This window comes from Paraburkholderia sp. BR14312, from assembly GCF_040948675.1.
GTDB classification, from domain to species: Bacteria; Pseudomonadota; Gammaproteobacteria; order Burkholderiales; family Burkholderiaceae; genus Paraburkholderia; species Paraburkholderia nodosa_A.
In genome coordinates, this window is record NZ_JBFPKI010000003.1 from 157,142 (window position 1) to 180,780 (window position 23,639).

Genomic DNA, 23,639 nt, shown 5'->3' on the forward strand with positions numbered 1-23,639 from the left:
CGCAGGTCGGGCCGCGGAGGTCGGGCCGCGCAGGTCGGGCCGCGCAGGTCGGGCCTCCGCGCCTAGCTTCCCTTTAGCGCAGCGGCACGCGAACCGTTTTCCGGTAACATCGCGGGTCGCCCGCGCCGCCCTGCCTCTAGATAAAGGGCCACATGACGGGCCACGCATCGAATCGACTAGAAGAAGGACACGCTGTGAGCGAAGTAATCGAGTACAAGAGCTGGGTCTGCCTGATCTGCGGCTGGATCTACAACGAGGAAGAAGGTCTGCCCGACGAAGGCATCGCCCCCGGCACGCGCTTTGCGGAGATACCCGACGACTGGCGCTGCCCGCTGTGCGACGTGGGCAAGGCGGAATTCGCCGTCGTCGAGTTCTGATTGCGACGATTCCCACGCAGCTAAAGGGCGTCATTTTCGCGCCCGAACACGTTTGCTATACTCTGGGCCCTGCGCCGCGATATCGCTCGGACCTGCAAGGCCGAACCGGTTCGCGCGCCGCTCCGCGCCATGACGGGTCACTTGGGAAACATGGCGATCGAACGGAGCCATGCTCGACCTCGCGCTCCCTGTAGTTCAATGGATAGAACAAGTGCCTCCTAAGCGCTAGATGCAGGTTCGATTCCTGCCAGGGGGACCAGCCGCTGGGCCATCCCGAGCCGCGCAGGCCGGGCCGCGAAATCCGCAACCGGTTCGCAGATTCCCGTCCCGTCTCTTTCGCGCACTCGCGCACCCTCTTTCCCGAGCAGGTTTTCCATGGACATCAACAAGCAAGTCGCCGCCCTCACCGCTTCCGAACTGCAGACGGCCGGAGCCAGCCAGGCCACCGCCATCGCCGTGAGCGTGCTGCTGCGCCACCTCAATTCGCCCGAACTCGCCCGCCAGCTGGGCGCCGCGTTCGAGAACCACCAGGCCGTCATGCTGCAGACGCCTTGGCCCGAGCAGATGCTGAACTCGTTCGAAGCGACGCGGCGTTTCTTCGAAAGCGCGGCCCAGGTGCAAGGCGCGACGCCGCCGGCTGCCGAATAAACGGAAGCTGACCGGCTAATTACGGGTAAATACCGAGTTAAATAACCCTAAAGTAGGGAAAAATAGTGCCGTAAAGGCCTTCATGGACTCCACGCGTCCCCTCCCCGCCGGTCATATGATGTCGACCCTCATCGATCAGGATATCGCGCACATTCGCCGCGTGATGCCGCTGTCACTCGCCGGCGACTTCGGCGGGCCGATTCTCCCCGCGCTCTACTGGCGCCAGCGCCTGCACCGCCTGCTCGACACCGGTCACGTGAACAAGGGCCAGCTGTGTGAAATCGACAGCCTGCTGCTGATCCTCGACCTGCACGAGCTAAACGTCGCCTCGGCCTCCGCGGCCCTCGCGAAGCAGGCAAACGCCGGCCCGCAACACTCCTGACTTCCCGCTGTATTCAACGCTCGCGCGTGCAGGCATTCGCCTGCGCGGCGCACGTCCGCGCACGCACATCGGGAATTCCTGGTGCCGCGGGTCGACCATCGGTCATAATGTCCGCAAAAATACCCTAACGAGGACTCCGTGCTCACGGCCGAACCGAGAGACCTGCTCCAGCAGGCACGCAAGCGTTTCACGCAACAGCAGATCGCCACACACGTCGGCCGCGACGTGAAGACCGTGCGGCGTTGGGAAAAAGGCGAGACGCCCTGCCCCGCGATGCTCGAAGCCGCACTGCGCGAACTGCTGCTAGGCGGCGCTCACGCCAATGGCGGCGCGGCGCGCTTTCGCTTCATCGACCTGTTCGCCGGCATCGGCGGCATCCGCAAGGGGTTCGAGGCCCACGGCGGCGAGTGCGTCTTCACGAGCGAATGGAATCCGTTCTCGCGCAAGACCTATCTGGAAAACTACGGCGAAGACCATCCGTTCATCGGCGACATTACGGCCGTGGACGCCGCCGACGTGCCCGATCACGACGTCCTGCTCGCGGGCTTTCCGTGCCAGCCGTTCTCGATCGCGGGCGTGAGCAAGAAGAACGCGCTTGGCCGTCCGCACGGCTTTGCCTGCACCACGCAGGGCACGCTGTTCTTCGACGTCGCGCGCATCATCGCCGAGAAGCGGCCCGCCGCCTTCCTGCTCGAGAACGTGAAGAACCTCGTCTCGCACGACCGTGGCCGCACGTTCGACGTGATCCTCCAGGTGCTGCGCGACGAACTCGGCTACGACGTGCACTACCGCGTGATCGACGGAAGCCATTTCACGCCGCAGCATCGCGAACGCATCATCATCGTCGGCTTTCGCGAGCCGGCGGCGTTCTCGTGGGACGCGCTCGCGCTGCCGGAAGAAGGCCCGCGGCTCGCCTCGATCCTGCACCGCACCGACGGCTGCGAGCCGCTGCTGCCGTGGGACGGCGAGCGCTTCTTCGATCACGGCGCGCGCCGCGTGCAGCCGAAGTACACGCTCACGCCGGGGCTCTGGGCCTATCTGCAGCAATACGCCGAGAAGCATCGCGCGGCCGGCAACGGCTTTGGCTTCGGCCTCGCGTTTCCCGACAGCGTCACGCGCACGCTTTCTGCGCGCTATCACAAGGACGGCTCGGAGATCCTCGTCTATCAAGGCGAAGGATTGCGCCCGCGCCGCCTCACGCCGCGCGAGTGCGCGCGGCTGATGGGTCTGCCCGACACCTTCCGCATTCCAGTGAGCGACACCCAGGCGTACCGCCAGTTCGGCAACAGCGTGGTGATGCCGGTGATGCGCGAAGTCGCGCGCACGATGATGCCGCATCTCGACGCGATACTGGCCGCACGGCACGAAGCACCGCGTGCGCAAGCGACGACGGTTCCCGCCGTCGCGCGCACCACGCGCGCCAAGCGCAACGCGGCCTCGGCGACGGCCACGGCGGGAGGCCGCTGACCGGCGCGCGCCACGGCCAACCGAAGCGAGGCGACAGACGATGGTGGACGTCGTCGATACGGCGACCCGCAGCCGGATGATGTCCGGCATACGCGGACGCAACACGAAGCCCGAAAAGCTGATCCGCAGTCTGCTGCACCGGCGCGGCTTTCGCTTTCGCCTGAACGTGCGCGAGCTGCCGGGCCGGCCCGACATCGTGCTGCCGCGCCGGCGCGCCGTGGTGTTCGTGCACGGCTGCTTCTGGCACGGCCACAACTGCGCGCTCTTCAAGTGGCCGCGAACGCGCCCCGAGTTCTGGCGCGAGAAGATCGCGCGCAACCGACTGAACGACGCCAAGGCGCTCGCCGCGCTCGCAGCCCAGGGCTGGCGCGTGGCAGTGATCTGGGAATGCGCGTTGCGTGGCGCGCAGCACGATCCGCAAGCGGTCGTCGAGCGGCTGGCCGCATGGCTCGAAGACGAGTCGTCGACCTGGTTCGAGGCGCGGTCGTAACACGCCCTCGCGACATGTCACGCGAAACGTGACCGCAAGCCGATGCGCTGCGCATCTCGCGCTGCGAAGCTGGCCCTGCCTGTAGGGCCCGCGGTGATAAACTCGATCGACCGGCTGCGCGCCCACCTGCACGCGTCACACGTGCTGGCGCAACCGTCCCACGACCCCAAGCGAAGGAGACACCCGATGGCTGATTTCCGACTTTGGTCCGATGACTTTCCCAGCAACGGTTTCATGCCGAAGGCGCAGGAGTTCGACGACCGGGCCTTCGGTGTCGACGGCGACAACGTCTCGCCCGCGCTGCAGTGGGACGAGCCGCCCGCCGACACGCAAAGCTTCGCGCTCACCGTCTACGATCCGGACGCGCCCACGGGCAGCGGTTTCTGGCACTGGGTCGTGGTGAACATTCCGCCCGACGTGCGCTCGCTCGCCCGCAACGCCGGCAAGGCCGACGGCAGCCTGCTCCCGCAGGGCGCAGTGCAGGTGCACAACGACTACGGCACGGTCGGCTTCGGCGGCGCGGCGCCCCCGCGCGGCGACAAACCCCATCGCTACATCTTCCGCGTGCATGCGCTCAAGGCAGCGCAACTGCCCGTCACGCCGGAAACGACGAACGCGGTAGCGCGTTTCATGACGCATCTGAACGAGGTGGATTCGACCACCTACGTCGGGCTCTATGAACTGAAATAAGCCGCCACGGAACACCAGAAAACAACATCCAGCCGGCGGCGCACGTCCATCGCGCGCCGCCTCTCCCGTCGATGCCCACGCTTTCCGAACGCTCCGCCCATTCCACCGCCGACATCGAAAACGGCCTGCCCTTCCCGCAACGTTACTACGCGATCCTCGTGGTCGCGCTCGGCATCACGCTCGCCGTGCTCGACGGCGCGATCGCCAACGTCGCGTTGCCGACCATCGCACGCCATCTTCACGCGAGCGCGGCAAGTTCGATCTGGATCGTCAACGCGTATCAGCTCTCGGTGACCATCGCGCTCCTGCCACTCGCCTCGCTCGGCGACCGCATCGGTTACAAGCGCGTGTATCTGGCCGGCATGGTGCTGTTCACCGTCGCGTCGCTCGGCTGCGCGCTGGCGACCACGCTGCCCGAACTCGCCCTCGCACGCATGGTGCAGGGCTTCGGCGGCGCGGGGATCATGAGCGTGAACACCGCGCTCGTGCGCATGATCTATCCGCGCGCGCAGCTCGGCCGGGGCGTGGCCATCAACGCGATGGTCGTCGCGATCGCCTCGGCGGTCGGGCCGACGCTCGCCTCGGGCGTGCTGGCCATCGCGACGTGGCCCTGGCTCTTTGCGATCAACGTGCCGATCGGCATCGCCGCGCTCATGCTGGGCCTGCGCGCACTGCCCGTGAACGAGCGGCACCCCGCGCCTTACGACTATTTGAGCGCCGTGCTCAACGCCATCGTATTCGGCCTCCTGATCTTTGCCGTCGACGGCCTCGGCCACGGCGAGAGCAATCGCCTCGTCGCGCTCGAATTCGTGCTCGCAATCGTCGTCGGCTGGTTCTTCGTGCGCCGCCAGCTCACGCAGGCCGCGCCGCTCCTGCCCGTCGATCTGCTTGCCAACCCCGTGTTCGCACTGTCGATCGGCACCTCGGTGTGCTCGTTCTGCGCGCAAATGCTCGCGTTCGTCGCGCTGCCCTTCATGCTGCAGGAGACCTTCGGTTTCTCGCAGGTCGACACGGGCCTCCTCATGACGCCCTGGCCGCTCGTCATCGTCGGCGCAGCGCCGCTCTCGGGCGCGCTCTCCGACCGCTATCCGGCGGGCATGCTAGGCGGCATCGGACTCGCGCTCTTCGCGCTCGGCCTGCTCTCGCTCGCGACACTCGGCACGCATCCCACGGTGTTCGATATCTGCTGGCGCATGGCGTTGTGCGGCGCGGGCTTCGGCGTGTTCCAGTCGCCCAACAACCGGCAAATTCTTTCCTCTGCACCGCGCGAGCGCAGCGGCGGCGCGAGCGGCATGCTCGGCACCGCGCGCCTCACCGGGCAAACGCTCGGCGCGGCGCTCGTCGCGCTCATCTTCGGCGTGGCACCGCAACACGGGCCGACCATGGCGCTCTACGTGGCGACGGCCTTTGCCGCGGTCGCGGCAGTGGTGAGCCTGCTGCGCCTCATGCCGGGCACCGCGGCGCGCACGCCGCGCTAAGCGCGGCCTAACCCTGCGCGCGCGCAGGCACTAACATGGATTCAGGGCGAGCCGCATTCGCGGCTGCGCCCGGCGAGTCAACCTGCCGAGTCCGGCAAAGGGGGCTTCCCATGTCACTGATCGTCGCTGGTCGGTTCACGACCTTTCCCGCCGCCGAAGCCGCCGCCGAAAAGCTGTACGCGGGCGGCTTCCTCGAAGAAGACGTCAACCTGTTCTTCGTCAATCCGCGCGGCCAGCATGCGCACCACAGCGTCCAGGGGACGGCGATGGGCGCGCCGCCTACGCTCGCCGCAGGGCACCCGCATCACACCCGCAATATCACCGCAGGCGCCGTGGCGGGCGCCGTAGTGGGCGTGGTGATTTTCAGCGCGTTCTCGGCTGCGCTGCCTTCGGTCGTGATCGCGGCCGGCGTAGGCGCCTGGATCGGCGCGCGCATCGGCGCGAGCGTCGGGGCAAAAGCCGCTGCGCAGCAAATCTCGGCGCACCACGAGCGGGTGCATCGCGAAACGCGCAGCGACGGCGTGCTGCTCTCGGTGCACGTCTGCTACGAGAACCAGGATCTCGCTGCGCAGTTGCTGCGCGACAGCGGCGCCGCCGATATCGAGTGCGCTTCGGGCCAATGGCACGACGGACACTGGGCCGATTTCGATCCGACCCGCGCGCCAATGCCGTTCGCCGCACCGAGCGGCCAGCGGGTCTGAGCGCACGCTGCGCCGCGGATCGACGGGTATCGCCGGGTATCGCCGGGTATCGATCTCGCGGACGTAAAAAAACGCGGCGGCCCGAAGGCCGCCGCGCGGATGCAATTGCGTCGAGAAAAACGTTAGAGGGCTAAAGGCGTCACGCCGCCTCGCCGCTCACCGCCCCGTCGCTACGCGCGCGCTGCGCGATGCGGCTGTTCGGGCGCGCTCGTTTGCACGGGAGCTTTCCCCGCCGGTGCGGCGTTGCGCGCCCTGGCCGTGACCGAAGCGGCCGTCGCCACGCTGCGCAGATCGGCAAGGAACGTATCGCGCCACACCGAAAGATTGTTCTCGCGCAGCGACGCCATCATGTCGTTGTATCGCGAGACGCGCTCGGCGTGCGGCATCGAGAGCGCGCGCTCGAGCGCCTCGGCTGTCTGGTTCAGGTCGTACGGATTCACGACCAGCGCGCCGGGCAGTTGTTCGGCCGCGCCCGCGAACTGCGAAAGCACCAGCACGCCGGGATCGTCGGGATTCTGCGACGCCACGTATTCCTTCGCCACGAGATTCATGCCGTCGCGCAGCGGCGCGACGTAGCCCACCTGGGCCTCGCGGAACAGCGCCATCAGCAGGTTGCGCTCGTACTTGCGGTTCAGGTACTGGATCGGCGTCCAGTCGAGCTGCGCGAAACGGCCGTTGATCCGGCCCGCCTCGCCTTCGAGATTGCGGCGAATCGTCTGGTAGGTCTGCACGTCGGAGCGCGTCGGCGGCGCGATCTGCAGGAGCGAGACGCGGCCATGCCAGCCCGGCCCGTTCTGCAGCAGGCGCTCGAACGCCTGGAAGCGCTCGGCGAGCCCCTTCGAATAATCGAGCCGGTCCACGCTCATGATCAGCTTGCGTCCGCGCATGGCTTCGCGCAGGCTGCGCACGGCCTTGCGGTCGGCGAACTGCGACGAGGCTTTGGCAATGGCGTCCGGATAGATGCCGATCGGGTACGCCCCGACCTTGAGGAAGCGGTCCCACGCGTGGACCATGCCGTCGTCGCTTGCGGTGCCATGACCGCCGCGCTCGATGTAGTCGAGAAAGGCCTGACGGTCCGCGTCGGTCTGGAAACCGACCACGTCGTAGTGGCACATGAACTTCATGAGTTCTTCGTGCGGCGGCACCGAGCGCATGACTTCGGGCACCGGCAGCGGAATGTGCAGGAAGAAGCCGATCGGGTTCTTCACCCCGAGATCGCGCAGGCAGCGCGCGAACGGAATCAGGTGATAGTCGTGCACCCAGATGATGTCGTCGGGCTCGATGAGCGGCTGCAACTGGCGCGCGAGCGACACGTTCACGCGCAGGTAGCCGCCGTACTCCTGGCGCTCATAGCGCGCGAGGTCGTTGCGGTAGTGGAACGTCGGCCAGAGCGTCGTATTCGAGAAGCCCTTGTAGTACTGGTCATAGTCACGCCGGGTGAGACCCACCGTCGCGTAGGTGACGCTGCCCTGCTGCTCGATGACCGGTGCGGACGGTTCCGCGACGGTCTCGCCGCTCCACCCGAACCACACACCGCCGGTTTCCTTGAGCGCGTCCAATACGCCGACTGCGAGCCCGCCCGCTGCGGGACGGCCCTCCTGGGTCGGCGCAACGCGATTCGATACCACGATCAGTCTGCCCATTGCGGCTCTACCTCCTGTTTCGTTGGGTCCGAAGACAATGCTTCAGGTACGCACGCAAGACGCGTGCCGGTTAGACAGGGTCGGAGCAAAAATCTTTCCTCGCAAGTGACGGCGCGAGCAAATTCCGCGCGGCAATCGCGCAAGTCCGGAATACCCGGTGATTTGCCAGACCAGGAAACCGGCTTGCAAACAGTGCGCGGCGAACTGCGGTTCGAAGCGGATCAGGCGTCCTGTTCCGAGCCGAGATCGCGCTGGTACTCGATGCCCTCAGCCCGCGCCCCGCCTTGGTTGTGCTCGCCGTCGGGCGGCACGCCAGGCGCTGCGCGATTCTGGCCCGCGGGGTCCGGCGCGTTCGACTGCTGCGGACTGCTTTTCTCTTGCGAATCGCGCGGGCCACGCTTGCCCGTGTAACGTGCGGAGCGGCGCAAGGCAGGATGTCTCATGTCGATGCCTCCAGCGGGAAGGCGGCCACGCGGCCGTGGCGCTTTTTTATAGTCCAGGGTTCGCCGCGTGAATCCGCCGGTAAAAATGGTGGGGCCTTTGTAACTAGTACATAAAAACCATCAGGATCTGCTGATGACTTCTAAGGCCGCGCGAGCAGATGCTCACGTGGCGGGCAATGCGCCAGACGAACGATGAAATCGAGAGGAGACCGAAGGGTCGAATCGGGGCCGCGCGTGCGGCACTTCGCCCGGCGGCTCTGGCGGATCGCCAATAGGAGGCACGTCGGGCTCACCGGGCTGGTCCGGCGGCGGTTCGTCGGGCTGCGGGGTATGCGCGAGCCAGGGCTTCACGCGGAGGGCATCACTGGATTTGCAGCTCGGCATTTTTCGCTCCTCATCATGGACGCGAAACTCACACTGCAAGCGTCGTACCGCCCGTGCGAGCGCGCCCAGGCGGACGCGCTCGCACATGCTGCTCAGGCGCCGGCTACGCGCGCAGGCGCATCGCCCTTGCCGGCGCTTTCGTTGCCGTACTCCACAAGACGGTTATAGAGCGTCTTCAGGCTGATGCCGAGGATTTCCGCCGCGCGCGTCTTCACGCCGCCGCACTGCTCGAGCGTCGCGAGGATGAGCTGGCGATCCGCATCGGCAAGCGAGGTGCCGAACGGGATCGTCACCGCCGTGCCCGCAATCGGCTTCGAGAGCGAGATCTGCAGCGGCACCGTCGCCGTGAAATCGCCGTCGTTGCCCGACATGATGTGCGCGCGCTGCACGTAGTTCTTCAGCTCGCGCACGTTGCCGGGCCACGGGTAGGCGGCCAGCATGTCGCGCACCGCCGCGGGAAACTGCTTCTTCGTGCCGTGACGCTCGTTCAGCTCGTCGAGGAACGCCTGGGCGAGCAGCTCGACGTCCTTGCCGCGCTCGCGCAGCGGCGGCAGGCTGATCGGAAACACGTTCAGGCGGTGATAAAGGTCCAGACGCAGCTTGCCCTCGGCGACGGCCTGCTCCGGGTCGCGGTTGGTCGCCGCGATCAGACGCACGTCGGTCTCGATTTCCTTGGTCGTGCCCACGCGCATGAACATGCCGGTCTCGAGCACGCGCAGCAGCTTCACCTGCAGCTCGATCGGCATTTCGGTGATTTCGTCGAGGAACAGCGTGCCGCCGTTCGCGCGCTCGAAATAGCCCTTGTGCTGCCGGTCGGCGCCCGTGAACGAGCCGCGCTCGTGGCCGAACATCTCGGACTCGATCAGGTTCGGCGAGATCGCGCCGCAGTTCACCGCGAGGAATTCGTGCTTGCGGCGCAGGCTCAACTGATGGATGGTCTGTGCGGCCACTTCCTTGCCCGTGCCCGATTCGCCCACCAGCATGACCGAGGCGGGCGTAGGCGCAACGCGGCTGATCTGGTCGTAGACCTCCTGCATGGTCGGCGAATTGCCGAGCATCAGGCCGAAGCGGCCCATGCGGCGCAACTCGCCGCGCAGCGTGCCGATTTCGGCCTTGAGGTCGCCCGCGCGCGGCAGGCGGTTCAGGATCGCCTTCACGCGCTGGAGGTTGATCGGCTTGACCAGGTAATCGATCGCGCCGGATTTGAGCGCATCGACTGCCGTCTCGACCGTCGCATGCCCCGTGATGACCACGAGTTCCACGCCCGAGCGCGGGTCGAGATCCTCGAAAAGGTCGGTGCCACTGCCGTCGGGCAGCTTCAGGTCGGTGAAGACCACGTCCGGCGTCTGCCGCACGAGCTGGATGCGCGCCTCGCGCAGGTCGCCTGCCTGGGCAGTGGTGAGCCCGTCGTCGCTCACCACGGCCGCCAGCGCCTCGCGGGTTTGCGCATCGTCATCGACAATCAATACATGTGGCATCGCGTCTCGTCAGCCTTGATAGGTGAATGGCTCCAAAGCGCGCGCGCCGCGCCCTTCGCAGGCGTGCCGGACAACGTTGCCCGGCACCGCGGAAGTCGCGACGCACGTGTTTGCGCTGCAGTGGAGTACGAAACGGTCGGACGCAAACCCAAGACGACAAAAGCCTGAATATGCGCGGTTTTGCTACATCGGAGCAACAATACCGTCAGCCGCGGGCCGCCCGAACCTCGATTGTTGTTGATATCACTATTATAGACTTATTCGAGACAAGCGGGCACGGCTCTCGCGTGGCCATGCCACGCCTGCCTTCTAGCTGTGCGGAAACGGCCACGGCATGCCAGCCGAGCCATTCGCGCCGTTCACGCCATTCGGCATCCGGCCCTTCGCGCCGTGTGCAGGCAAGTCCGAAGCGCCCCCGGCCATGGCCACTTCCGGGCCCAGCCCGTTGTTGCCCGTGGTATCGGCAAGTGAGCCGCCTTCGCCTTCCCAGCGGCTCAGATCGCGATAAAAGGTTTGCCGTTGCATGCGATGACGCTGCGAGAAACGCCAGGCCAGCATGCCAGCCATGGCGCCAAGCGCACCGACGGTTACGAGGGTTCCTACCAAACCGCTGCGGTTCTTCGACATATCGCTTTCTCCCAGATACGCCTCGTCAAAGACGGAAGACGCGAGTTGACTCGAATGACATCGCCCGGGGCGTGGCCGATCCGCTGCCCCTATCCATGCAGACGGCGCCGGGCTTCTCGAGTTCCGCAGCAGGATGCGTGCCACACTCCCTCGCGCTGTGCCTGGACAGGTCCATTGCCCTGTCAGGCGCGGCAGTGGTTAAATGTTTACGCGAAAGCGAGATACCAGGCTCGAAGACGCAAACCTCGCGGCCGTCGGAGCGGCAAGTTCCGCACCTGTCCTGGACGGCCAGCCCCGGATCGCAGGGCCTGTTCGCCGATACGCGCAGAAGCATGCCGATGCGCGCAGAAGCAAACGCCCCGCACTACCTTTGCAGGACGAACATCCCTATGGCGTCAATCGAGCCGGGCTCGCCCGCCGCCACAAAACGCAACAGCGAAAACAACGCAAATCCCGCAGCGGACGCCGAGGCGCGCGTCGCGGGATTGCAGTCGTACGGTCTGCTGTACGGCTCGTCGGCGGTCATGCTGGATCTTTATGCGCAGATCGACCGCGTGGCCGTGACCGAGGCGACGGCACTCATCGTCGGCGAATCGGGCACGGGCAAGGAACTGATCGCCCGGACCATCCACGCCCACAGCGAACGCCGCGACGGGCCGTTCATCGCGGTCAACTGCGGCGCGATTCCCGACGAACTGATCGAGGCCGAGTTGTTCGGTCACGAAAAAGGCAGCTTCACGGGCGCCGTGCAGGCGCGCGACGGCCACTTCGAGCACGCGCGCGGCGGCACGCTGTTCCTCGACGAAATCACCGAGATGTCGCTGCTGCATCAGGTGAAGCTGCTGCGCGCGCTCGAAACCGGCGAGTACTTTCCGGTGGGCGGCAACGAAGCGATTCGCGGCGACGTGCGCATCATCGCCGCCACCAACCGCGACCCCGTAACGGCCGTGAAGGAAAACTGCCTGCGCGAGGACCTGATGTACCGGCTTGCGGTGTTTCCGCTGCGCGCGCCGCCGCTGCGTGAACGTGAGCGCGACCGCGAACTGCTCGCGCAGCATTTCCTCACCGAACTGAACGACCAGGAAGGCACGCAAAAGGCGTTCAGCAAGCGCGCGCTCGAAACCGTGCGCAACTGGTCGTGGCCCGGCAACGTGCGCGAACTGAAAAACGCCGTGTACCGCGCGTACATCCTCGCGGAAAAGGTCGTGGAGATCGCACATCCGCAGTTGGTGCCGCGCGTGAAGAAGCCCGTCACCCAGGGCGACGCCATGAGCGTCTGGATCGGCACGCCGCTCGCCGATGCGCAGAAGCAGATCATTCTCGGCACGCTCAAATACTGCGGCGGCGACAAGCGTCTCGCGGCGCGCACGCTCGGCGTGAGCCTCAAGACGCTCTACAACCGGCTCGGCAGCTACGGCGCCGACGATGGCGAAAGCGAAGCGCCCACCGAGCCGGACGCGGACGAAGCCTGATTGCCCTCCCCCGTCCATCGCGGCACGCTCGTTGCGCGACGAGGCGGGAGCAGTACGGCAGACCGATCAAAGGTCGGTCTGCCGAGCACGCCCTTTTGCAATTTCTTGCACTTTACCTATCCCCGTAAGCAATGCCGTGCTGCACAATCCGCAGCACGTCAAGTAAGCAAAACATGCCGGATATCCGCGCAATGCGGCGCTATCCGGCTAGCGGCAGGGAATCATCATGCAAGAACGAAGTGCTCGGGCGCGCGTTGCGCCATCGGTGTCAGCGGCGGTCATGGAAACGATTGCCGGCGGCAGCCCGCGCCCTTCCGCGCATCCTCCCCGGCGACGCGTCATGTCGCTCACGCTGCTCGCCACGGTGGCGAGCCTCGCGTGCTCGGCGTGCAGTTCGCTCTACTCCGAAGGCGCGCAAACGGGCGCCGGTATCGCCGGCGCAGCGGTTGCCTCGAAAGTGACGAGCAACGCCGCCGTGGCGACCGGCATCGGCCTTGGCGCCGTGGCCGCGGCGAAGGCCGGCGTGCAGTACTCCGAGCGCGTCGTCCACACCAACACCCAGAACAGCATCGCCCACGCGGCGGGCCCGCTCGCAGTCGGCGCGGTCGCGCCATGGTCAATCACGCACTCGTTCCCGATCGAGGACGACGAACACGGCCGCGTCACGGTGAGCCGCACGATCAGCAGCGGTGCGCTCGACTGCAAGGAGATCGTGTTCTCCGTCGACCACGAGGCCACGAAGGACAAACCCGCCTCGAGCGCGTTCTTCGTCGCATCGGTGTGCCGCGACGGCGACAACTGGAAGTGGGCCTCGGCCGAACCCGCTACCGCCCGGTGGGGTGCGCTGCAATGAACGGCATGAACGCGCGCGCGAAGCGCGTACGGCACGTTGCAACGGAGTCGTCGACGGCTCGCCCCGTGATGCTCATCGCGCTGGCCGCGCTCTGCGCGGGCATCGCGCTCGCGGCGAGCGGCTGCTCGTCGATCGGCGCGGCAAGCGGCGCTGCGGCTGCGGCGGCAACGGGCATCGTCACGGCGAATCCTGCCGTGGGCATCGGCGTAGGCATTGCCGTGCAGGCGGCCACCGACGAAGCCGTCGGCCGCTTCATGAAAAGCATGCACGCGGACCAGCAGGCACTGATCGCCGAAACAGCCGGCCGCCTGCCCGTGGGCGGCATGGACCTCTGGCGCATCAAGCACGATTTGCCCGTGGAGAACGGCCACGGCCAGGTGCGCGTGACGCGCGCGTTCGCCAACGCCCTCACGCTGTGCAAGGACTTCGTATTCTCGGTGCAGGACGGCGAGAAAGCCGACGCGCCCGAGCAGTGGTTCACCGCGAGCGCCTGTCAGGACCAGTCGGGCTGGAAGTGGGCCACGGCCGAGCCCGCGGTGGAGCGCTGGGGCACGCTGCAATAGCCTGCCTCATCCGCAAACGAAAACGGTCGCCGGGTGAACGCACCCCGCGACCGCTCTTAATGCCTGGCGAAAAGCGCGTCGCTCAGGACTCCACGTCTTCGAGGCTGAAGATTTCCGACTGGTCGTTATACGAGAAGATCTCGCCATAACGCCCCCAGTCGATCACGGTGTCGAGCGTTTCTTCCGCCGCGCCATCGGAGAGAAAGTCCTCCAGCTCCTGCTCGAAACGCACGCGCGGCGCGCGATGGCCCGGGCGCTCGTTGAGCACTTTCTTGATGCGCGCCGCGAGCGGCACGTGGCGCAGCAAATGTTCGGCGAACATCATCTTGCGCTCCTGCGTGCCGAACTCCGCGAACACGCGCGCGGGCGGCGTGAGCAGCACGTCGCCTTCGCGCACGTCGGCGAAACCGAGGTTCTGCAGCACTTCCGCGATCGGGAACAGGTCGTCCACTTCGAGATGCAGCGAGCGCGCAATTTCCGGCATGTCGGCGCGGCCGTGATACGGCGCCATCGCGAGCGTTTCGATCAGACCGGCCATCAGGTTGGTCGACACGCGCGGCAGCCAGCTGCCGAGTTCGAGGCCCTTCCTGGTCGTCTCGTCGGTCTGACGCGCGGTCATCTTCGCGTAGATGTCGTCCACGAGCTTGCGGAACGCCGGGTCGAGACGGTTGCGCGGATGCTTGAACGGTACCTTGATCTCGGCCACCACGCGGCCCGGATTCGACGACAACACCAGGATGCGGTCGCACATGAACACCGCTTCTTCGATGTTGTGCGTGACGATCAGCACCGACTTGATCGGCAAGCGGCCTTGCGTCCACAGGTCGAGCAGGTCGGTACGCAGCGTTTCGGCGGTCAGCACGTCGAGCGCGGAGAACGGCTCGTCCATGAGCATGAGCATCGGGTCGACCACGAGCGCGCGCGCGAAACCCACGCGCTGGCGCATGCCGCCCGAAAGCTCGCGCGGATACGCGTTTTCGAAGCCGTCCAGACCGATCAGGTCGATGGCCGCCAGCGCCCGTTCGCGGCGCTCGCCTGCGCCTACGCCCTGCGCTTCGAGGCCCGCTTCCACGTTCTGCAGCACCGTGAGCCACGGGAACAGCGCGAAGGTCTGGAACACCATCGCCACGCCTTCGGCCGGCCCTTCGAGCGGCTTGCCGCGCCAGGTGACGTCGCCGGAGGTCGGCGAGATCAGGCCTGCGATGATGCGCAGCAGCGTGGACTTGCCCGAGCCCGAGCGGCCCAGCAGCCCGACGATCTCGCCCTCGCGCAGCTGGAGGTTGGCGTCGTCGAGCACGAGCAGCTCGCCCTGGTTCTTTTTGAAGCCCCGGCACACGTCCTTCACGTTCAGAATTTCTTCGCCGAGGCGCGGCGGGTTCGGGGCCGTCTGCACATCGCCGTGCGCGGCGCTCAGCGTCTTGGGGTTTTGCATCGCGTTACCTTCGATCATTCGTTGTTCGATCAGTCGTCGATCAGTCGAGCCGCAGACGGGACTCGGCGTACGTGTACAGCGGGCGCCACAAGAGGCGGTTGAACAGCGTGACGAAGAGCGACATCACGGCAATGCCGAGGATGATCTTCGGGTAATCGCCGGCCGCCGTCATCTGCGCGATGTAGGCGCCGAGGCCGTGCGCGACGACCTTCGTGTCGCCCCACTGCACGAACTCCGCGACGATACTCGCGTTCCACGCGCCGCCCGAAGCCGTGATGGCGCCCGTCACGTAGTACGGGAAAATGCCCGGCAGCATGGCCTGACGCCACCACTGCCAGCCACGAATGCGGAAGTTCTTCGCGGCTTCCTTGTAGTCGTTCGGATAGGCGCTGGCCCCCGCGATCACGTTGAACAGGATATACCACTGGGTGCCGAGGACGATCAGCGGCGACAGCCAGATGTCCGGGTTCAGGTGAAAGCGCACGATCACGATCACGAACACCGGGAACAGCAGGTTCGCCGGGAACGCCGCGAGGAACTGCGCGAGCGGCTGCACCTTCTCGGCGAGCGCCGGGCGCAGACCGATCAGCACGCCGAGCGGCACCCAGATCACCGAAGCGATGGCGATCAGCAAGATCACGCGAAAGAGCGTGATGAAGCCGAGGCCGAGCACGTGCCACACTTCGTCGAGCGTCACACCCGTGCGTACGAAGGTCACCACGCGCCATACGACGAACACGGTCAATGCGATCACGAGCACGGCCCACACGGCGTCGCCAATGCGTGCGCGCAAGCCGGGGCGGCCGCGCGCGACGGGCGCCGCGAACGTCACGTTCGGAAACGACGGCAGCTTGATCGGCATGCGCGCAGCCTTGGCGAAGAGCCAGCCGAGCGGCACGAGCAGTTGATGAATGAGATGGGTGCGCCGAATCAGGTCGAGCAGCCACGATTCGGGCGCGTCGCCCGAGCTCGTGTTCTCCATGCGGAACTTGTCGGCCCACGCGACGAGCGGGCGGAACAGGAACTGGTCGTACGCGAGAATCACCACGACCATCGCGAGGATCACCCAGCCCACGGCGTGCAGGTTCTTTTCCGCGATCGCCTGGGCCAGATACGCGCCGACACCCGGCAGCGTGATCGTGTTGTTGCCCACCGTGATCGCTTCGGAGGCCACCACGAAGAACCAGCCGCCCGACATCGACATCATCATGTTCCAGATGAGGCCCGGCATCGAGAACGGCACTTCGAGCTTCCAGAAGCGCTGCCATGCGGTCAGATGAAACCCGCGCGAGACTTCATCCAGATCGCGCGGCACCGTGCGCAGCGACTGGTAGAAGCTGAAGGTCATGTTCCAGGCCTGGCTCGTGAAGATCGCGAAGATTGCCGCGAGCTCGGCCCCCAGCACGCGCGAGGGAAAGAGCGCGAGAAAGAACGTGACCGTAAACGAGATGTAGCCGAGCACCGGCACCGACTGCAGGATGTCGAGAATCGGCACGAGCACCTGGCCCGCGCGGCGGCTCTTCGCCGCGAGCGTGCCGTAGACGAGCGTGAAGATCAACGAGGCCACCATCGCCGCGAGCATGCGCAGCGTGGTGCGCATGGCGTACTCGGGCAGGTTCGCGGGATCGAGCGAGATGGGCTGCGCCTTCAACGTGGCAATGGGCGCCATCGTTTCGTGAAAGCCCACGGCCGCCATTGCGATCAGGCCGATCATCAGCGGGAACGCCACGAAGTCCCAGCGGTTCGGCAGCACGCGCCACGCCGAGGCGTTGGCCGTGCGGTTCAGGTTGAAGCTGAACTCCATTCAGACGCCCTCCGCGCCGGGTTTCAGAAAGGCGGACGACTTGGCGTCCGTGCCGCCGGAAAGGCACTGCACGAGCTGCGGGGATGGCGGATCGACAAAGGCAAGGCGCATGGACTCAGAATTTCGTTGGCGTTGATGACACGGCGACGATGCCGCGGTGGTACGCACCGCCCGCGCCGCAGTTGCGGCTGGCAACTGGCGGGGGGGCTTGCCTCGACTGAAACGGCACGACACTACTACAACCTTGATGACACTCACAACCGCGCCCGGTACGCCTCGAAAGCCAGACCACACGGGCTTTCGCGGCGCTTTCGCCGGCCTTCTGGAGAGCTTCCAGAAGGCGCCGCGCGGGTTGTGCACGTCATCGTGATGACGCATCGATGACGCCTTGATGACACAACGACGCCGGGGCCGCCTCCGCGCTTGCCTCATTCGCGCCGCCAACGCCAGTGGGCGTCGCTTGCGCGCCACACGCTGGCACGCGCGTGAACCGTTCACGCGAAGCCGCGCCGACCGCGTTTAACGCTCCGTCGACCCCGCTCATCGCCGCGTGTCGCCGTGCTGACGGCATGCGCCTTGCATGTTGGCGGTCCACGCTCTCGCCGCCGCCCGCTCGCGCCGCCTCGCAACGCCGCACTGACGCTTAGATAGCGGGCTCGCCAGCCCCGTTTCGAGGGGTAAAATCGACACGCTCCGTCAGTAGCGCTCCTACGCCCCGGGCGCCGACACCCACGCCTCAATACCACTCACGAACCAGAAGGCCGATGAACAGGAGACTCTTGCGTCAGGCAGCCGGACCCCTCGGGGTCGTGGTGGTCGCGCTCGTCTGCTGGGCGGCGGCCGGCTGGCTCGCGGACCGCATGGTCCGCCAGGAGTTCGAGGCCGCGCTCGCCGCACAGCGCCAGATGATGCGCTCGGTCGTGGACAACATGGCTGAAGTGATCGCCAGCGACCTCGCCATGTCGCGCGCCATTCCGGCGACGATGGCCGAAACCCGCGTCGTCCAGCAGGCGCTCACTGGGGCCGCGCATTATGCCGCGTCGAGCGATTCGACGGAACTGGCGCGGCGCAAGGAGCTGCAGGGCGTGCCGGCGCTCGCCGGGGTCGACCGCTTCCTCCACGACGCCCAGGGCTTCTCCGGGCTCGATGCAATCTGGCTCGTCAACGCGAACGGCATCTGCATCGCGTCGAGCAATGCGCTCGAAAAAATCTCCTACGTCGGCGTGGACATGCGTCCGCGCGCGTATCTGAACGACACGCTGCTCGGGGCGTTTTCCGAAGCCTACGGCGTGGGCACGGCAAGCGGCGAGCCAGGCATTTTCGTCGCCGCGCCCGCCTATGACGACGGCCTGCTGGTCGGCGCCGTAGTCGCGAAGGTCAGCATCGCGCGGCTGCGCCACTGGGTCACCCGCCCCGGCACCTTCGTCGCGGACAACAATGGCGTCATCATCATGGCCCATGACAGCGCGCTCGAAGGACGCGCACTGCCGGGCTCACACGTCGCCGAAATGAATGCGCTGGACCGCGTGAACACCTATCTGCGCGAGCACTTCGCGCCGCTCGAGCTGCGCTCGGCATCGAAACCCGTGTTGAGCGAAGCGCCGTGGATCCCGCGCGCCGACGCCGCGCAAATGGTCGCCTTGCCGGGCCAGCGCACGCCTGCCCTCTACGAGCAGCGCGGCGGCTTGAACTCCGGGCTCTCGGCGCACCTCGTCGATCCGGTCAATGCGTGGTCCGAGCTGATCGCGAACCATCGGCGCGACCGGCTCCTCATTTTCCTCACGCTCGCGGGCACCGCGGCGCTCGCTGCGGTGATCTCGGTGTCGTGGGTGCGCGAGCGGCGTCTGCACCACGCGAGCCGCGATCTCGCCGGGCAGTTGCAGGCCGCGAACGCCCTGCTCGCCGCCGAGGCGCGCCACGACGCCCTGACCGGCGCGCTCTCGCGGCGCTACTTCCTCGACCTGCTGCGCCGCGAGATCGACACGGCCTACGAGGCAGGCGAACCGCTGTGCATGGCGATTGCCGACCTCGACTACTTCAAGCAGATCAACGACCGCTTCGGCCACCCGGCGGGCGACCGCGCGCTCCAGCATTTCGTGGAGACCTGCCGCGCCGAACTGCGCGCCGACGACGCCGTCGGACGCCTGGGCGGCGAGGAGTTCGGCATCCTGCTGCCCGCGACCTCGCTTGCCACGGGGCTCATGGTGCTCGATCGCCTGCGCGAGCAGGTGAGCAAACGCATTTGCGTGGAATTGCCCGAGGAAGCGAGCGTGAGCGTGAGCATCGGCGTGACCGAACTTGCAGCCGCGCAGGATCAGCCCGAGCGTCTGATGAGCCGCGCCGACCTCGCGCTCTATATGGCGAAGGCGGCCGGGCGCGACCGTTGCGAGGCCATGACGGCCGAGGGCGTCGTGCCGCCGCGCGCCGCGGCGCCGACCTGGTGAGTGCGCAACGAGCTTGCCAACCCATCACACGAGGGATGCCCGTACCAGGCTGCGGGGCTCGCCCGGCTCAACCGGCGAGGCGCGGTATCATGGGATGAACGGTGCGCGCCAGTCCATACGGTGCGCATGAGTCAAACCGCGTCACTTCGGTGTTCCGCACAAATCTGGAGGCATGCATGAAGGGAAATCTGGTCATTGTCTGCCGCGATCAGGATGCGCTCGCGTTCGACCAGTTGATGGTCGAGTACGGCGCGTTCCAGACGCGCCTGTCATCGACCGCGTGGTACCTGAAACTCGACGCCACGCCCGAGCTGATTCAGAAAGAGATTCTTGCCCGCCTCGGCAAGTACACCACGCACTACATCTTCGAGGCCGACACCGTGACCTACAACACGGTGGACAACGAGGCCGCCGCCGCGCTCGACACGCTCTTTACGGCCTGAGCGGCTGCGCCAAACCTGACCTCGCTGAATCTGGCGTCGCTGTGGCGGCGCCTTCGGGCGAGCCCATCCGGCAATGCCCCGCCCGTTCGCTGAGGGCCTGCGCCAAACCATTCCAGCGCGATTTACCAGATCTGCGCCGCCTCGGTGACGGTGCGCTCCACCACGTCGAACGCAAACGTCATGCGCACCGCGAGCCCGCCGCTCTCGCCGTTGCCGATCGAAAGCTCGCCGCCCGCGCGGCGCACGAGCCGCTCGACGATCGCGAGGCCGAGGCCGCTGTGGCCGTTGCCGCCGCGCGCCGGGTCGAGGCGCACGAACGGCCGGCTCGCCTGCGTCAGCTCCTGGTCGGGGATGCCCTTGCCGTGGTCGCGCACGGTGAGCGAAAAACCCGTCGCGCCGCGCTCGCTCTCGATCACGACAGGCGGTGCGCCGTACGCATGCGCGTTGTCGAGCAGGTTCGATACCACGCGTTCGAGCGTGGCCGCAGGCAGGCGAAACTCCGGACCCGCACGCAGACGCGTTTCGATCGCAATCGTCTCGCCGCTCGCCGTGCGGTGGTTGCGCGCGATACGCTCGCACTGGTCGTCGACCTCGACGGGCTCGCTGCGATCGGCGCCGTCGTGCGCGAACACGAGGAACTGGTCGACGATATGCGCCATCGACTCGACATCGCGCACCACGCCGTCGCGCACCTTTTGCTCGTCCATCATTTCGGCGCGCAGGCGCAGCCGGGCAAGCGGCGTCTTGAGATCGTGCGCCACGCCCGCCAGCATGACGGCGCGGTCTTTCTCCGTACGCTCGACTTCCTTGACCATCTGGTTAAAGCCCAGCGTGAGCTGACGCAGCTCGCGCGGCCCGCGTTCGGGCACGGGCGGCACGGGCTCGCCGCGGCCAAAGCGCCCCACGGCCTGCGCGAGCGCGCTCAGCGGCTGTTGCAGCATCCACGCGGCCACGAGCGCGGCGACCACAGCGGTGGCGAAAATGGTGATGACCCAAGGCAGAAACTTGTCGAGCGGCCGCATGATCCGCAGCGGCTGGCCCGGCAGCACGATCCAGCGGGCGTCCTGCGGCCCGCGCACCCAGAGCGTGGGCGGCCCGCCGGGCGGCCCGACGCGCACGTCGGTGCCAGGCGGCATGCGTTCGCGCACGTCGTCGATGAAACGGCGCAGCGGCTCGGGCATGCGGTCGGTGACCGGCGGCACGGCGGGACTCGCCGGATCGACGAGTTGCACGCGCGAAGGCAGCGGCTGGTCGGGCTCGCGCTCGACGTGCTGGCGCACCGCGTCGACGAGGAAGGTCGCTTCCTCGACGGCGTAGCGCGTTTGCATCTGATTGTGTTCGACGCGCATGAGCGTGAACCACGCGACATGCGACACCAGTAGAACGCCGATGAAGATGACCGCGAGGCGCCCGAACAGCGAATCAACCGGCTGGCGCATGGTTGCCCTGCTCTCCGTCGGGAACGAACACGTAGCCGCGCCCGCGGACGGTCTGAATGAAGCGCGGCGTGGACGGGTCGCTTTCGAGAATGCGTCGCAGACGCCATACCTGCACGTCGATGCCGCGGTCGGTGCCGTCGTACTCGGGACCGTGCAGCAATTCCAGCAGACGCTCGCGCGTGAGCGTACGCATGGGGTGATTCACGAAAATCTTCAGGAGCGCGAACTCGCTGCCCGACAGCATGATGGGCTTGCCCTCCTGTTGCAGCGTGCGCGACTGGAAGTCGAGCGTGAAGCGGCCGAACGCGTACGGCTCGCGCTGCTCGGGCGCCGCGGCCGAAGGCACCGTGCGGCGCCGGCGCAGCACCGCCTGCACGCGCGCGAGCAGTTCGCGCGGGTTGAACGGCTTGCCGAGGTAGTCGTCCGCGCCCAGTTCGAGGCCGACGATGCGGTCCACGTCGTCCGCGCGCGCCGTCAGCATGATCACGGGGATGTCGTCGCCGGCTGCGCGCAGCTTGCGCAGTGCGGTCAGGCCGTCCACGCCCGGCATCATCAGGTCGAGCACGATCAGGTCCGGGCGCTCGCGCTCGAGCCGCCGCTCCAGCGAGCCGGCGTCGTGCAGCACCGAGACTTCCATGCCCTGGCGCGCGAGATAGTCGCGCAGGAGGTCGCGTAGTTCGAGGTCGTCGTCGACGACAAGGATTTGAGTAGCCATGGGATGAAGTGTAACGCGCGCGCACGGGCCGTTTGCTTACAGCTCTTCCAGCTGGGTTACGAGGTGTTACCGCGAAAGGCGCGTGTAATGTCGCGTAATCTCGGCGCCCCCCCGCGTAACACGCGCTGGCTGCCCGGTCGATACGCTAGGGACACCGGTTGCGAGCGCCACCACTTTCCGAAAGCGCCGCGCCAGACCGGATAAAACCCTCATGGATTTGTCAGGAGCATCACCATGTACAAGACGACTTCGCGCCTTCTCGCCATCGCCGCTGCCTCGCTCGCGCTCACCCTGGGCGCCACCGCCGCCAACGCCCAGACCCCGCCGCCCCCGGGCGGTTCCGGCATGATGCACGGCGCTCCGGGCATGCATGACGGCCCCGGCATGCACGGCGATTTCATGCTCGGCTTCAAGAAGCTGCACGACAAGCTGAATCTGAACGCCGCGCAGGAAAAGCAATGGCAGGCCGCGCTCGACACGATGAAGCAGAACGGTCAAGCCATGCGCAAGAATCATGAGCAGATGAAGCAGCAGTTCGATTCGATGAAGAACCAGCCGATCCTCGACCTGAACGCCATGCACACGGCGCACGAGCAGGTCGAGCAGCAGAACCAGCAGTTGCGCGAGCAAACCACGCAAGCGTGGCTCGCCTTCTACAACGGCCTGAACGACCAGCAGAAGACGACCGTGAGCACGGCGATCAAGGAACGCTTCGCGAAGATGGAGCAGCGCCACGAGCAGATGCGCGAGCGCTGGGAGCAGCACCACAAGGGCGGCGCTTCGGCACCGGCCGCCCAGCAGTAATCGGCACACACGCGCGCGCATTGCGCGACAAAGCGGCGCGACAAAGCGCCGCGGGATTCGCACCCCGCGGCGCTTTTTTTCATGGCGCGGGCGGCCGCTTGCCGCTGCCAGTCAACGGCTCAGGCGAGATCGAACAGCAGCACTTCGGCCGCGGCACCGTTTGCAAGCGCGACGGCCGCCTCGGTCTCGATCATCGCGGCATCACCGGCTTCGAGGCGTTGGCCATTCACGTCGAGCGCACCGCGCGCCACATGCAGATAGACGCGCCGCCCGGCAGGCACCGAATACTCGACGCGCTCGTCGCCGTCGACCAGAGCCGCGTAGATCGCGGCATCCGACTGCACGGTCACCGAGCCGTCGCGCCCGTCGGGCGAGGCGACGAGGCGCAGCCGCCCGCGCTTGTCGGCGTCGTCGAAGCGCTTCTCCTCGTAGCCGGGCGCCCCGCCCCGCTCACGCGGCAGCAGCCAGATCTGCAGCAGGTGCGCCTCCTCTTCCTTCGAGCCGTTGAACTCGCTGTGCATCACGCCGGTGCCGGCGCTCATGCGCTGCACGTCGCCGGGGCGGATGGTCGAGCCGTTGCCCATGCTGTCGCGGTGGGCGAGCGCGCCGGAAAGCACATAGGTCACGATCTTCATGTCGCGGTGGCCGTGCGCGCCGAAGCCCTGGCCGCCCGCGATGCGGTCGTCGTTGAGCACCCGCAGCGCACCGTAGTGCATGTGCGCTTCGTCGAAATAGTCGGCAAACGAAAAGCTGTGGTACGAGTCGAGCCAGCCGTGGTTGGCATGGCCGCGTTCGTCGGCGCGTCGGATAGTCAGCATGGCAATCTCCGGTCAATCATGTCGATGTCCGAAGGTAAGGGCGG

General features: G+C 66.8%; 23 protein-coding genes and 1 tRNA gene. 15 read left to right on the top strand and 9 right to left on the bottom strand.

Going from position 1 to position 23,639, the window contains the following annotated elements; all coding sequences use genetic code 11:
* Positions 1 to 152 precede the first annotated feature (152 nt).
* The 9 genes from AB3X98_RS10020 to AB3X98_RS10060 all read left to right on the top strand — a co-directional run bounded on the left by AB3X98_RS10020 (position 153) and on the right by AB3X98_RS10060 (position 6,233).
* Positions 153 to 377, top strand: a complete 225-nt coding sequence (locus tag AB3X98_RS10020; RefSeq protein WP_368606586.1) for a rubredoxin — start codon at positions 153 to 155, stop codon at positions 375 to 377.
* Positions 378 to 561: 184 nt separating this feature from the next.
* A tRNA-Arg gene (locus AB3X98_RS10025) sits at positions 562 to 636 on the top strand.
* A 116-nt stretch (positions 637 to 752) separates the two neighbouring features.
* A complete protein-coding gene (locus tag AB3X98_RS10030; RefSeq protein WP_069265389.1) occupies positions 753 to 1,025 on the top strand; it encodes a hypothetical protein in 273 nt (90 codons plus the stop codon).
* 82 nt (positions 1,026 to 1,107) lie between these two features.
* Positions 1,108 to 1,407 carry a hypothetical protein gene (locus AB3X98_RS10035; protein WP_342947902.1) on the top strand — a complete coding sequence of 100 codons (300 nt, stop codon included), beginning with the start codon at positions 1,108 to 1,110 and terminating at the stop codon, positions 1,405 to 1,407.
* A gap of 138 nt (positions 1,408 to 1,545) precedes the next feature.
* Complete coding sequence (gene dcm / locus AB3X98_RS10040; RefSeq protein ID WP_368606587.1) at positions 1,546 to 2,874, top strand: DNA (cytosine-5-)-methyltransferase; 1,329 nt, start codon at positions 1,546 to 1,548, stop codon at positions 2,872 to 2,874.
* A gap of 40 nt (positions 2,875 to 2,914) precedes the next feature.
* Positions 2,915 to 3,364: a very short patch repair endonuclease gene (locus tag AB3X98_RS10045; RefSeq protein ID WP_368606588.1), complete on the top strand. Its 450-nt coding sequence runs from the start codon at positions 2,915 to 2,917 to the stop codon at positions 3,362 to 3,364.
* 186 nt (positions 3,365 to 3,550) lie between these two features.
* Positions 3,551 to 4,054 (top strand): YbhB/YbcL family Raf kinase inhibitor-like protein, encoded by a 504-nt coding sequence (locus AB3X98_RS10050; RefSeq protein WP_133181928.1) that lies wholly within the window; start codon positions 3,551 to 3,553, stop codon positions 4,052 to 4,054.
* A gap of 71 nt (positions 4,055 to 4,125) precedes the next feature.
* A complete protein-coding gene (locus AB3X98_RS10055) occupies positions 4,126 to 5,532 on the top strand; it encodes an MFS transporter (RefSeq protein ID WP_368606589.1) in 1,407 nt (468 codons plus the stop codon).
* A gap of 110 nt (positions 5,533 to 5,642) precedes the next feature.
* Entirely contained in the window at positions 5,643 to 6,233 is a 591-nt protein-coding gene (locus AB3X98_RS10060; RefSeq protein ID WP_069265393.1) for a hypothetical protein, read from the top strand.
* Between the two features lie 170 nt (positions 6,234 to 6,403).
* On the opposite strand, the gene otsA is transcribed toward AB3X98_RS10060, so the two are convergent.
* The 4 genes from otsA to AB3X98_RS10080 all read right to left on the bottom strand — a co-directional run bounded on the left by otsA (position 6,404) and on the right by AB3X98_RS10080 (position 10,808).
* Positions 6,404 to 7,876: an alpha,alpha-trehalose-phosphate synthase (UDP-forming) gene (gene otsA, locus AB3X98_RS10065; protein ID WP_083245302.1), complete on the bottom strand. Its 1,473-nt coding sequence runs from the start codon at positions 7,874 to 7,876 to the stop codon at positions 6,404 to 6,406.
* 221 nt (positions 7,877 to 8,097) lie between these two features.
* Positions 8,098 to 8,319 (bottom strand): hypothetical protein, encoded by a 222-nt coding sequence (locus AB3X98_RS10070; RefSeq protein ID WP_069265394.1) that lies wholly within the window; start codon positions 8,317 to 8,319, stop codon positions 8,098 to 8,100.
* A 476-nt stretch (positions 8,320 to 8,795) separates the two neighbouring features.
* Positions 8,796 to 10,181: a sigma-54 dependent transcriptional regulator gene (locus AB3X98_RS10075; RefSeq protein ID WP_069265395.1), complete on the bottom strand. Its 1,386-nt coding sequence runs from the start codon at positions 10,179 to 10,181 to the stop codon at positions 8,796 to 8,798.
* Positions 10,182 to 10,490: 309 nt separating this feature from the next.
* Positions 10,491 to 10,808, bottom strand: a complete 318-nt coding sequence (locus AB3X98_RS10080; RefSeq protein ID WP_368606590.1) for a hypothetical protein — start codon at positions 10,806 to 10,808, stop codon at positions 10,491 to 10,493.
* 389 nt (positions 10,809 to 11,197) lie between these two features.
* Here AB3X98_RS10080 and AB3X98_RS10085 point away from each other — a divergent pair, with 389 nt between their 5' ends.
* From AB3X98_RS10085 to AB3X98_RS10095, 3 genes are all read left to right on the top strand, one after another.
* Entirely contained in the window at positions 11,198 to 12,280 is a 1,083-nt protein-coding gene (locus AB3X98_RS10085) for a sigma-54-dependent Fis family transcriptional regulator (protein ID WP_069265397.1), read from the top strand.
* Positions 12,281 to 12,620: 340 nt separating this feature from the next.
* Positions 12,621 to 13,133 (top strand): hypothetical protein, encoded by a 513-nt coding sequence (locus AB3X98_RS10090; RefSeq protein WP_069265398.1) that lies wholly within the window; start codon positions 12,621 to 12,623, stop codon positions 13,131 to 13,133.
* Between the two features lie 68 nt (positions 13,134 to 13,201).
* Complete coding sequence (locus AB3X98_RS10095; RefSeq protein WP_368606593.1) at positions 13,202 to 13,696, top strand: hypothetical protein; 495 nt, start codon at positions 13,202 to 13,204, stop codon at positions 13,694 to 13,696.
* 82 nt (positions 13,697 to 13,778) lie between these two features.
* On the opposite strand, the gene AB3X98_RS10100 is transcribed toward AB3X98_RS10095, so the two are convergent.
* Both AB3X98_RS10100 and AB3X98_RS10105 read right to left on the bottom strand, forming a co-directional pair.
* Complete coding sequence (locus AB3X98_RS10100) at positions 13,779 to 15,128, bottom strand: AAA-associated domain-containing protein (protein ID WP_069265506.1); 1,350 nt, start codon at positions 15,126 to 15,128, stop codon at positions 13,779 to 13,781.
* 40 nt (positions 15,129 to 15,168) lie between these two features.
* Complete coding sequence (locus AB3X98_RS10105) at positions 15,169 to 16,932, bottom strand: ABC transporter permease (protein WP_368610239.1); 1,764 nt, start codon at positions 16,930 to 16,932, stop codon at positions 15,169 to 15,171.
* A gap of 764 nt (positions 16,933 to 17,696) precedes the next feature.
* Between AB3X98_RS10105 and AB3X98_RS10110 the strand changes: the two genes are divergently transcribed.
* Both AB3X98_RS10110 and AB3X98_RS10115 read left to right on the top strand, forming a co-directional pair.
* Positions 17,697 to 19,376: a diguanylate cyclase gene (locus AB3X98_RS10110; protein WP_069265401.1), complete on the top strand. Its 1,680-nt coding sequence runs from the start codon at positions 17,697 to 17,699 to the stop codon at positions 19,374 to 19,376.
* Between the two features lie 176 nt (positions 19,377 to 19,552).
* On the top strand, positions 19,553 to 19,819 hold the full coding sequence (locus AB3X98_RS10115) for a hypothetical protein (protein ID WP_368606920.1): 267 nt from the start codon (positions 19,553 to 19,555) through the stop codon (positions 19,817 to 19,819).
* 122 nt (positions 19,820 to 19,941) lie between these two features.
* Here AB3X98_RS10115 and AB3X98_RS10120 read toward each other — a convergent pair whose 3' ends face one another.
* Together AB3X98_RS10120 and AB3X98_RS10125 are read right to left on the bottom strand one after the other, a co-directional pair.
* Complete coding sequence (locus AB3X98_RS10120) at positions 19,942 to 21,258, bottom strand: ATP-binding protein (RefSeq protein ID WP_342947894.1); 1,317 nt, start codon at positions 21,256 to 21,258, stop codon at positions 19,942 to 19,944.
* Positions 21,242 to 21,973 carry a response regulator gene (locus AB3X98_RS10125; RefSeq protein ID WP_028207713.1) on the bottom strand — a complete coding sequence of 244 codons (732 nt, stop codon included), beginning with the start codon at positions 21,971 to 21,973 and terminating at the stop codon, positions 21,242 to 21,244. Before AB3X98_RS10125 ends, AB3X98_RS10120 begins: the two co-directional genes overlap by 17 nt.
* A gap of 234 nt (positions 21,974 to 22,207) precedes the next feature.
* On the opposite strand from AB3X98_RS10125, the gene AB3X98_RS10130 reads away from it, so the two are divergent.
* Complete coding sequence (locus tag AB3X98_RS10130) at positions 22,208 to 22,777, top strand: Spy/CpxP family protein refolding chaperone (RefSeq protein WP_368606921.1); 570 nt, start codon at positions 22,208 to 22,210, stop codon at positions 22,775 to 22,777.
* A gap of 119 nt (positions 22,778 to 22,896) precedes the next feature.
* On the opposite strand, the gene AB3X98_RS10135 is transcribed toward AB3X98_RS10130, so the two are convergent.
* Positions 22,897 to 23,595 carry a pirin family protein gene (locus tag AB3X98_RS10135; RefSeq protein WP_368606922.1) on the bottom strand — a complete coding sequence of 233 codons (699 nt, stop codon included), beginning with the start codon at positions 23,593 to 23,595 and terminating at the stop codon, positions 22,897 to 22,899.
* Between the last annotated feature and the right edge of the window lie 44 nt (positions 23,596 to 23,639).

Excerpts from the sequence above, each read along its gene's own strand:
- AB3X98_RS10020 (WP_368606586.1), top strand. The coding sequence starts at position 153 with ATGACGGGCCACGCATCGAATCGACTAGAAGAAGGACACGCTGTGAGC.
- AB3X98_RS10030 (WP_069265389.1), top strand. The coding sequence starts at position 753 with ATGGACATCAACAAGCAAGTCGCCGCCCTCACCGCTTCCGAACTGCAG.
- AB3X98_RS10035 (WP_342947902.1), top strand. The coding sequence starts at position 1,108 with ATGGACTCCACGCGTCCCCTCCCCGCCGGTCATATGATGTCGACCCTC.
- AB3X98_RS10045 (WP_368606588.1), top strand. The coding sequence starts at position 2,915 with ATGGTGGACGTCGTCGATACGGCGACCCGCAGCCGGATGATGTCCGGC.
- AB3X98_RS10050 (WP_133181928.1), top strand. The coding sequence starts at position 3,551 with ATGGCTGATTTCCGACTTTGGTCCGATGACTTTCCCAGCAACGGTTTC.
- AB3X98_RS10055 (WP_368606589.1), top strand. The coding sequence starts at position 4,126 with ATGCCCACGCTTTCCGAACGCTCCGCCCATTCCACCGCCGACATCGAA.
- AB3X98_RS10060 (WP_069265393.1), top strand. The coding sequence starts at position 5,643 with ATGTCACTGATCGTCGCTGGTCGGTTCACGACCTTTCCCGCCGCCGAA.
- otsA (WP_083245302.1), bottom strand. The coding sequence starts at position 7,876 with ATGGGCAGACTGATCGTGGTATCGAATCGCGTTGCGCCGACCCAGGAG.
- AB3X98_RS10070 (WP_069265394.1), bottom strand. The coding sequence starts at position 8,319 with ATGAGACATCCTGCCTTGCGCCGCTCCGCACGTTACACGGGCAAGCGT.
- AB3X98_RS10075 (WP_069265395.1), bottom strand. The coding sequence starts at position 10,181 with ATGCCACATGTATTGATTGTCGATGACGATGCGCAAACCCGCGAGGCG.
- AB3X98_RS10080 (WP_368606590.1), bottom strand. The coding sequence starts at position 10,808 with ATGTCGAAGAACCGCAGCGGTTTGGTAGGAACCCTCGTAACCGTCGGT.
- AB3X98_RS10085 (WP_069265397.1), top strand. The coding sequence starts at position 11,198 with ATGGCGTCAATCGAGCCGGGCTCGCCCGCCGCCACAAAACGCAACAGC.
- AB3X98_RS10090 (WP_069265398.1), top strand. The coding sequence starts at position 12,621 with ATGTCGCTCACGCTGCTCGCCACGGTGGCGAGCCTCGCGTGCTCGGCG.
- AB3X98_RS10095 (WP_368606593.1), top strand. The coding sequence starts at position 13,202 with ATGCTCATCGCGCTGGCCGCGCTCTGCGCGGGCATCGCGCTCGCGGCG.
- AB3X98_RS10100 (WP_069265506.1), bottom strand. The coding sequence starts at position 15,128 with ATGCAAAACCCCAAGACGCTGAGCGCCGCGCACGGCGATGTGCAGACG.
- AB3X98_RS10105 (WP_368610239.1), bottom strand. The coding sequence starts at position 16,932 with ATGGAGTTCAGCTTCAACCTGAACCGCACGGCCAACGCCTCGGCGTGG.
- AB3X98_RS10110 (WP_069265401.1), top strand. The coding sequence starts at position 17,697 with ATGAACAGGAGACTCTTGCGTCAGGCAGCCGGACCCCTCGGGGTCGTG.
- AB3X98_RS10115 (WP_368606920.1), top strand. The coding sequence starts at position 19,553 with ATGAAGGGAAATCTGGTCATTGTCTGCCGCGATCAGGATGCGCTCGCG.
- AB3X98_RS10120 (WP_342947894.1), bottom strand. The coding sequence starts at position 21,258 with ATGCGCCAGCCGGTTGATTCGCTGTTCGGGCGCCTCGCGGTCATCTTC.
- AB3X98_RS10125 (WP_028207713.1), bottom strand. The coding sequence starts at position 21,973 with ATGGCTACTCAAATCCTTGTCGTCGACGACGACCTCGAACTACGCGAC.
- AB3X98_RS10130 (WP_368606921.1), top strand. The coding sequence starts at position 22,208 with ATGTACAAGACGACTTCGCGCCTTCTCGCCATCGCCGCTGCCTCGCTC.
- AB3X98_RS10135 (WP_368606922.1), bottom strand. The coding sequence starts at position 23,595 with ATGCTGACTATCCGACGCGCCGACGAACGCGGCCATGCCAACCACGGC.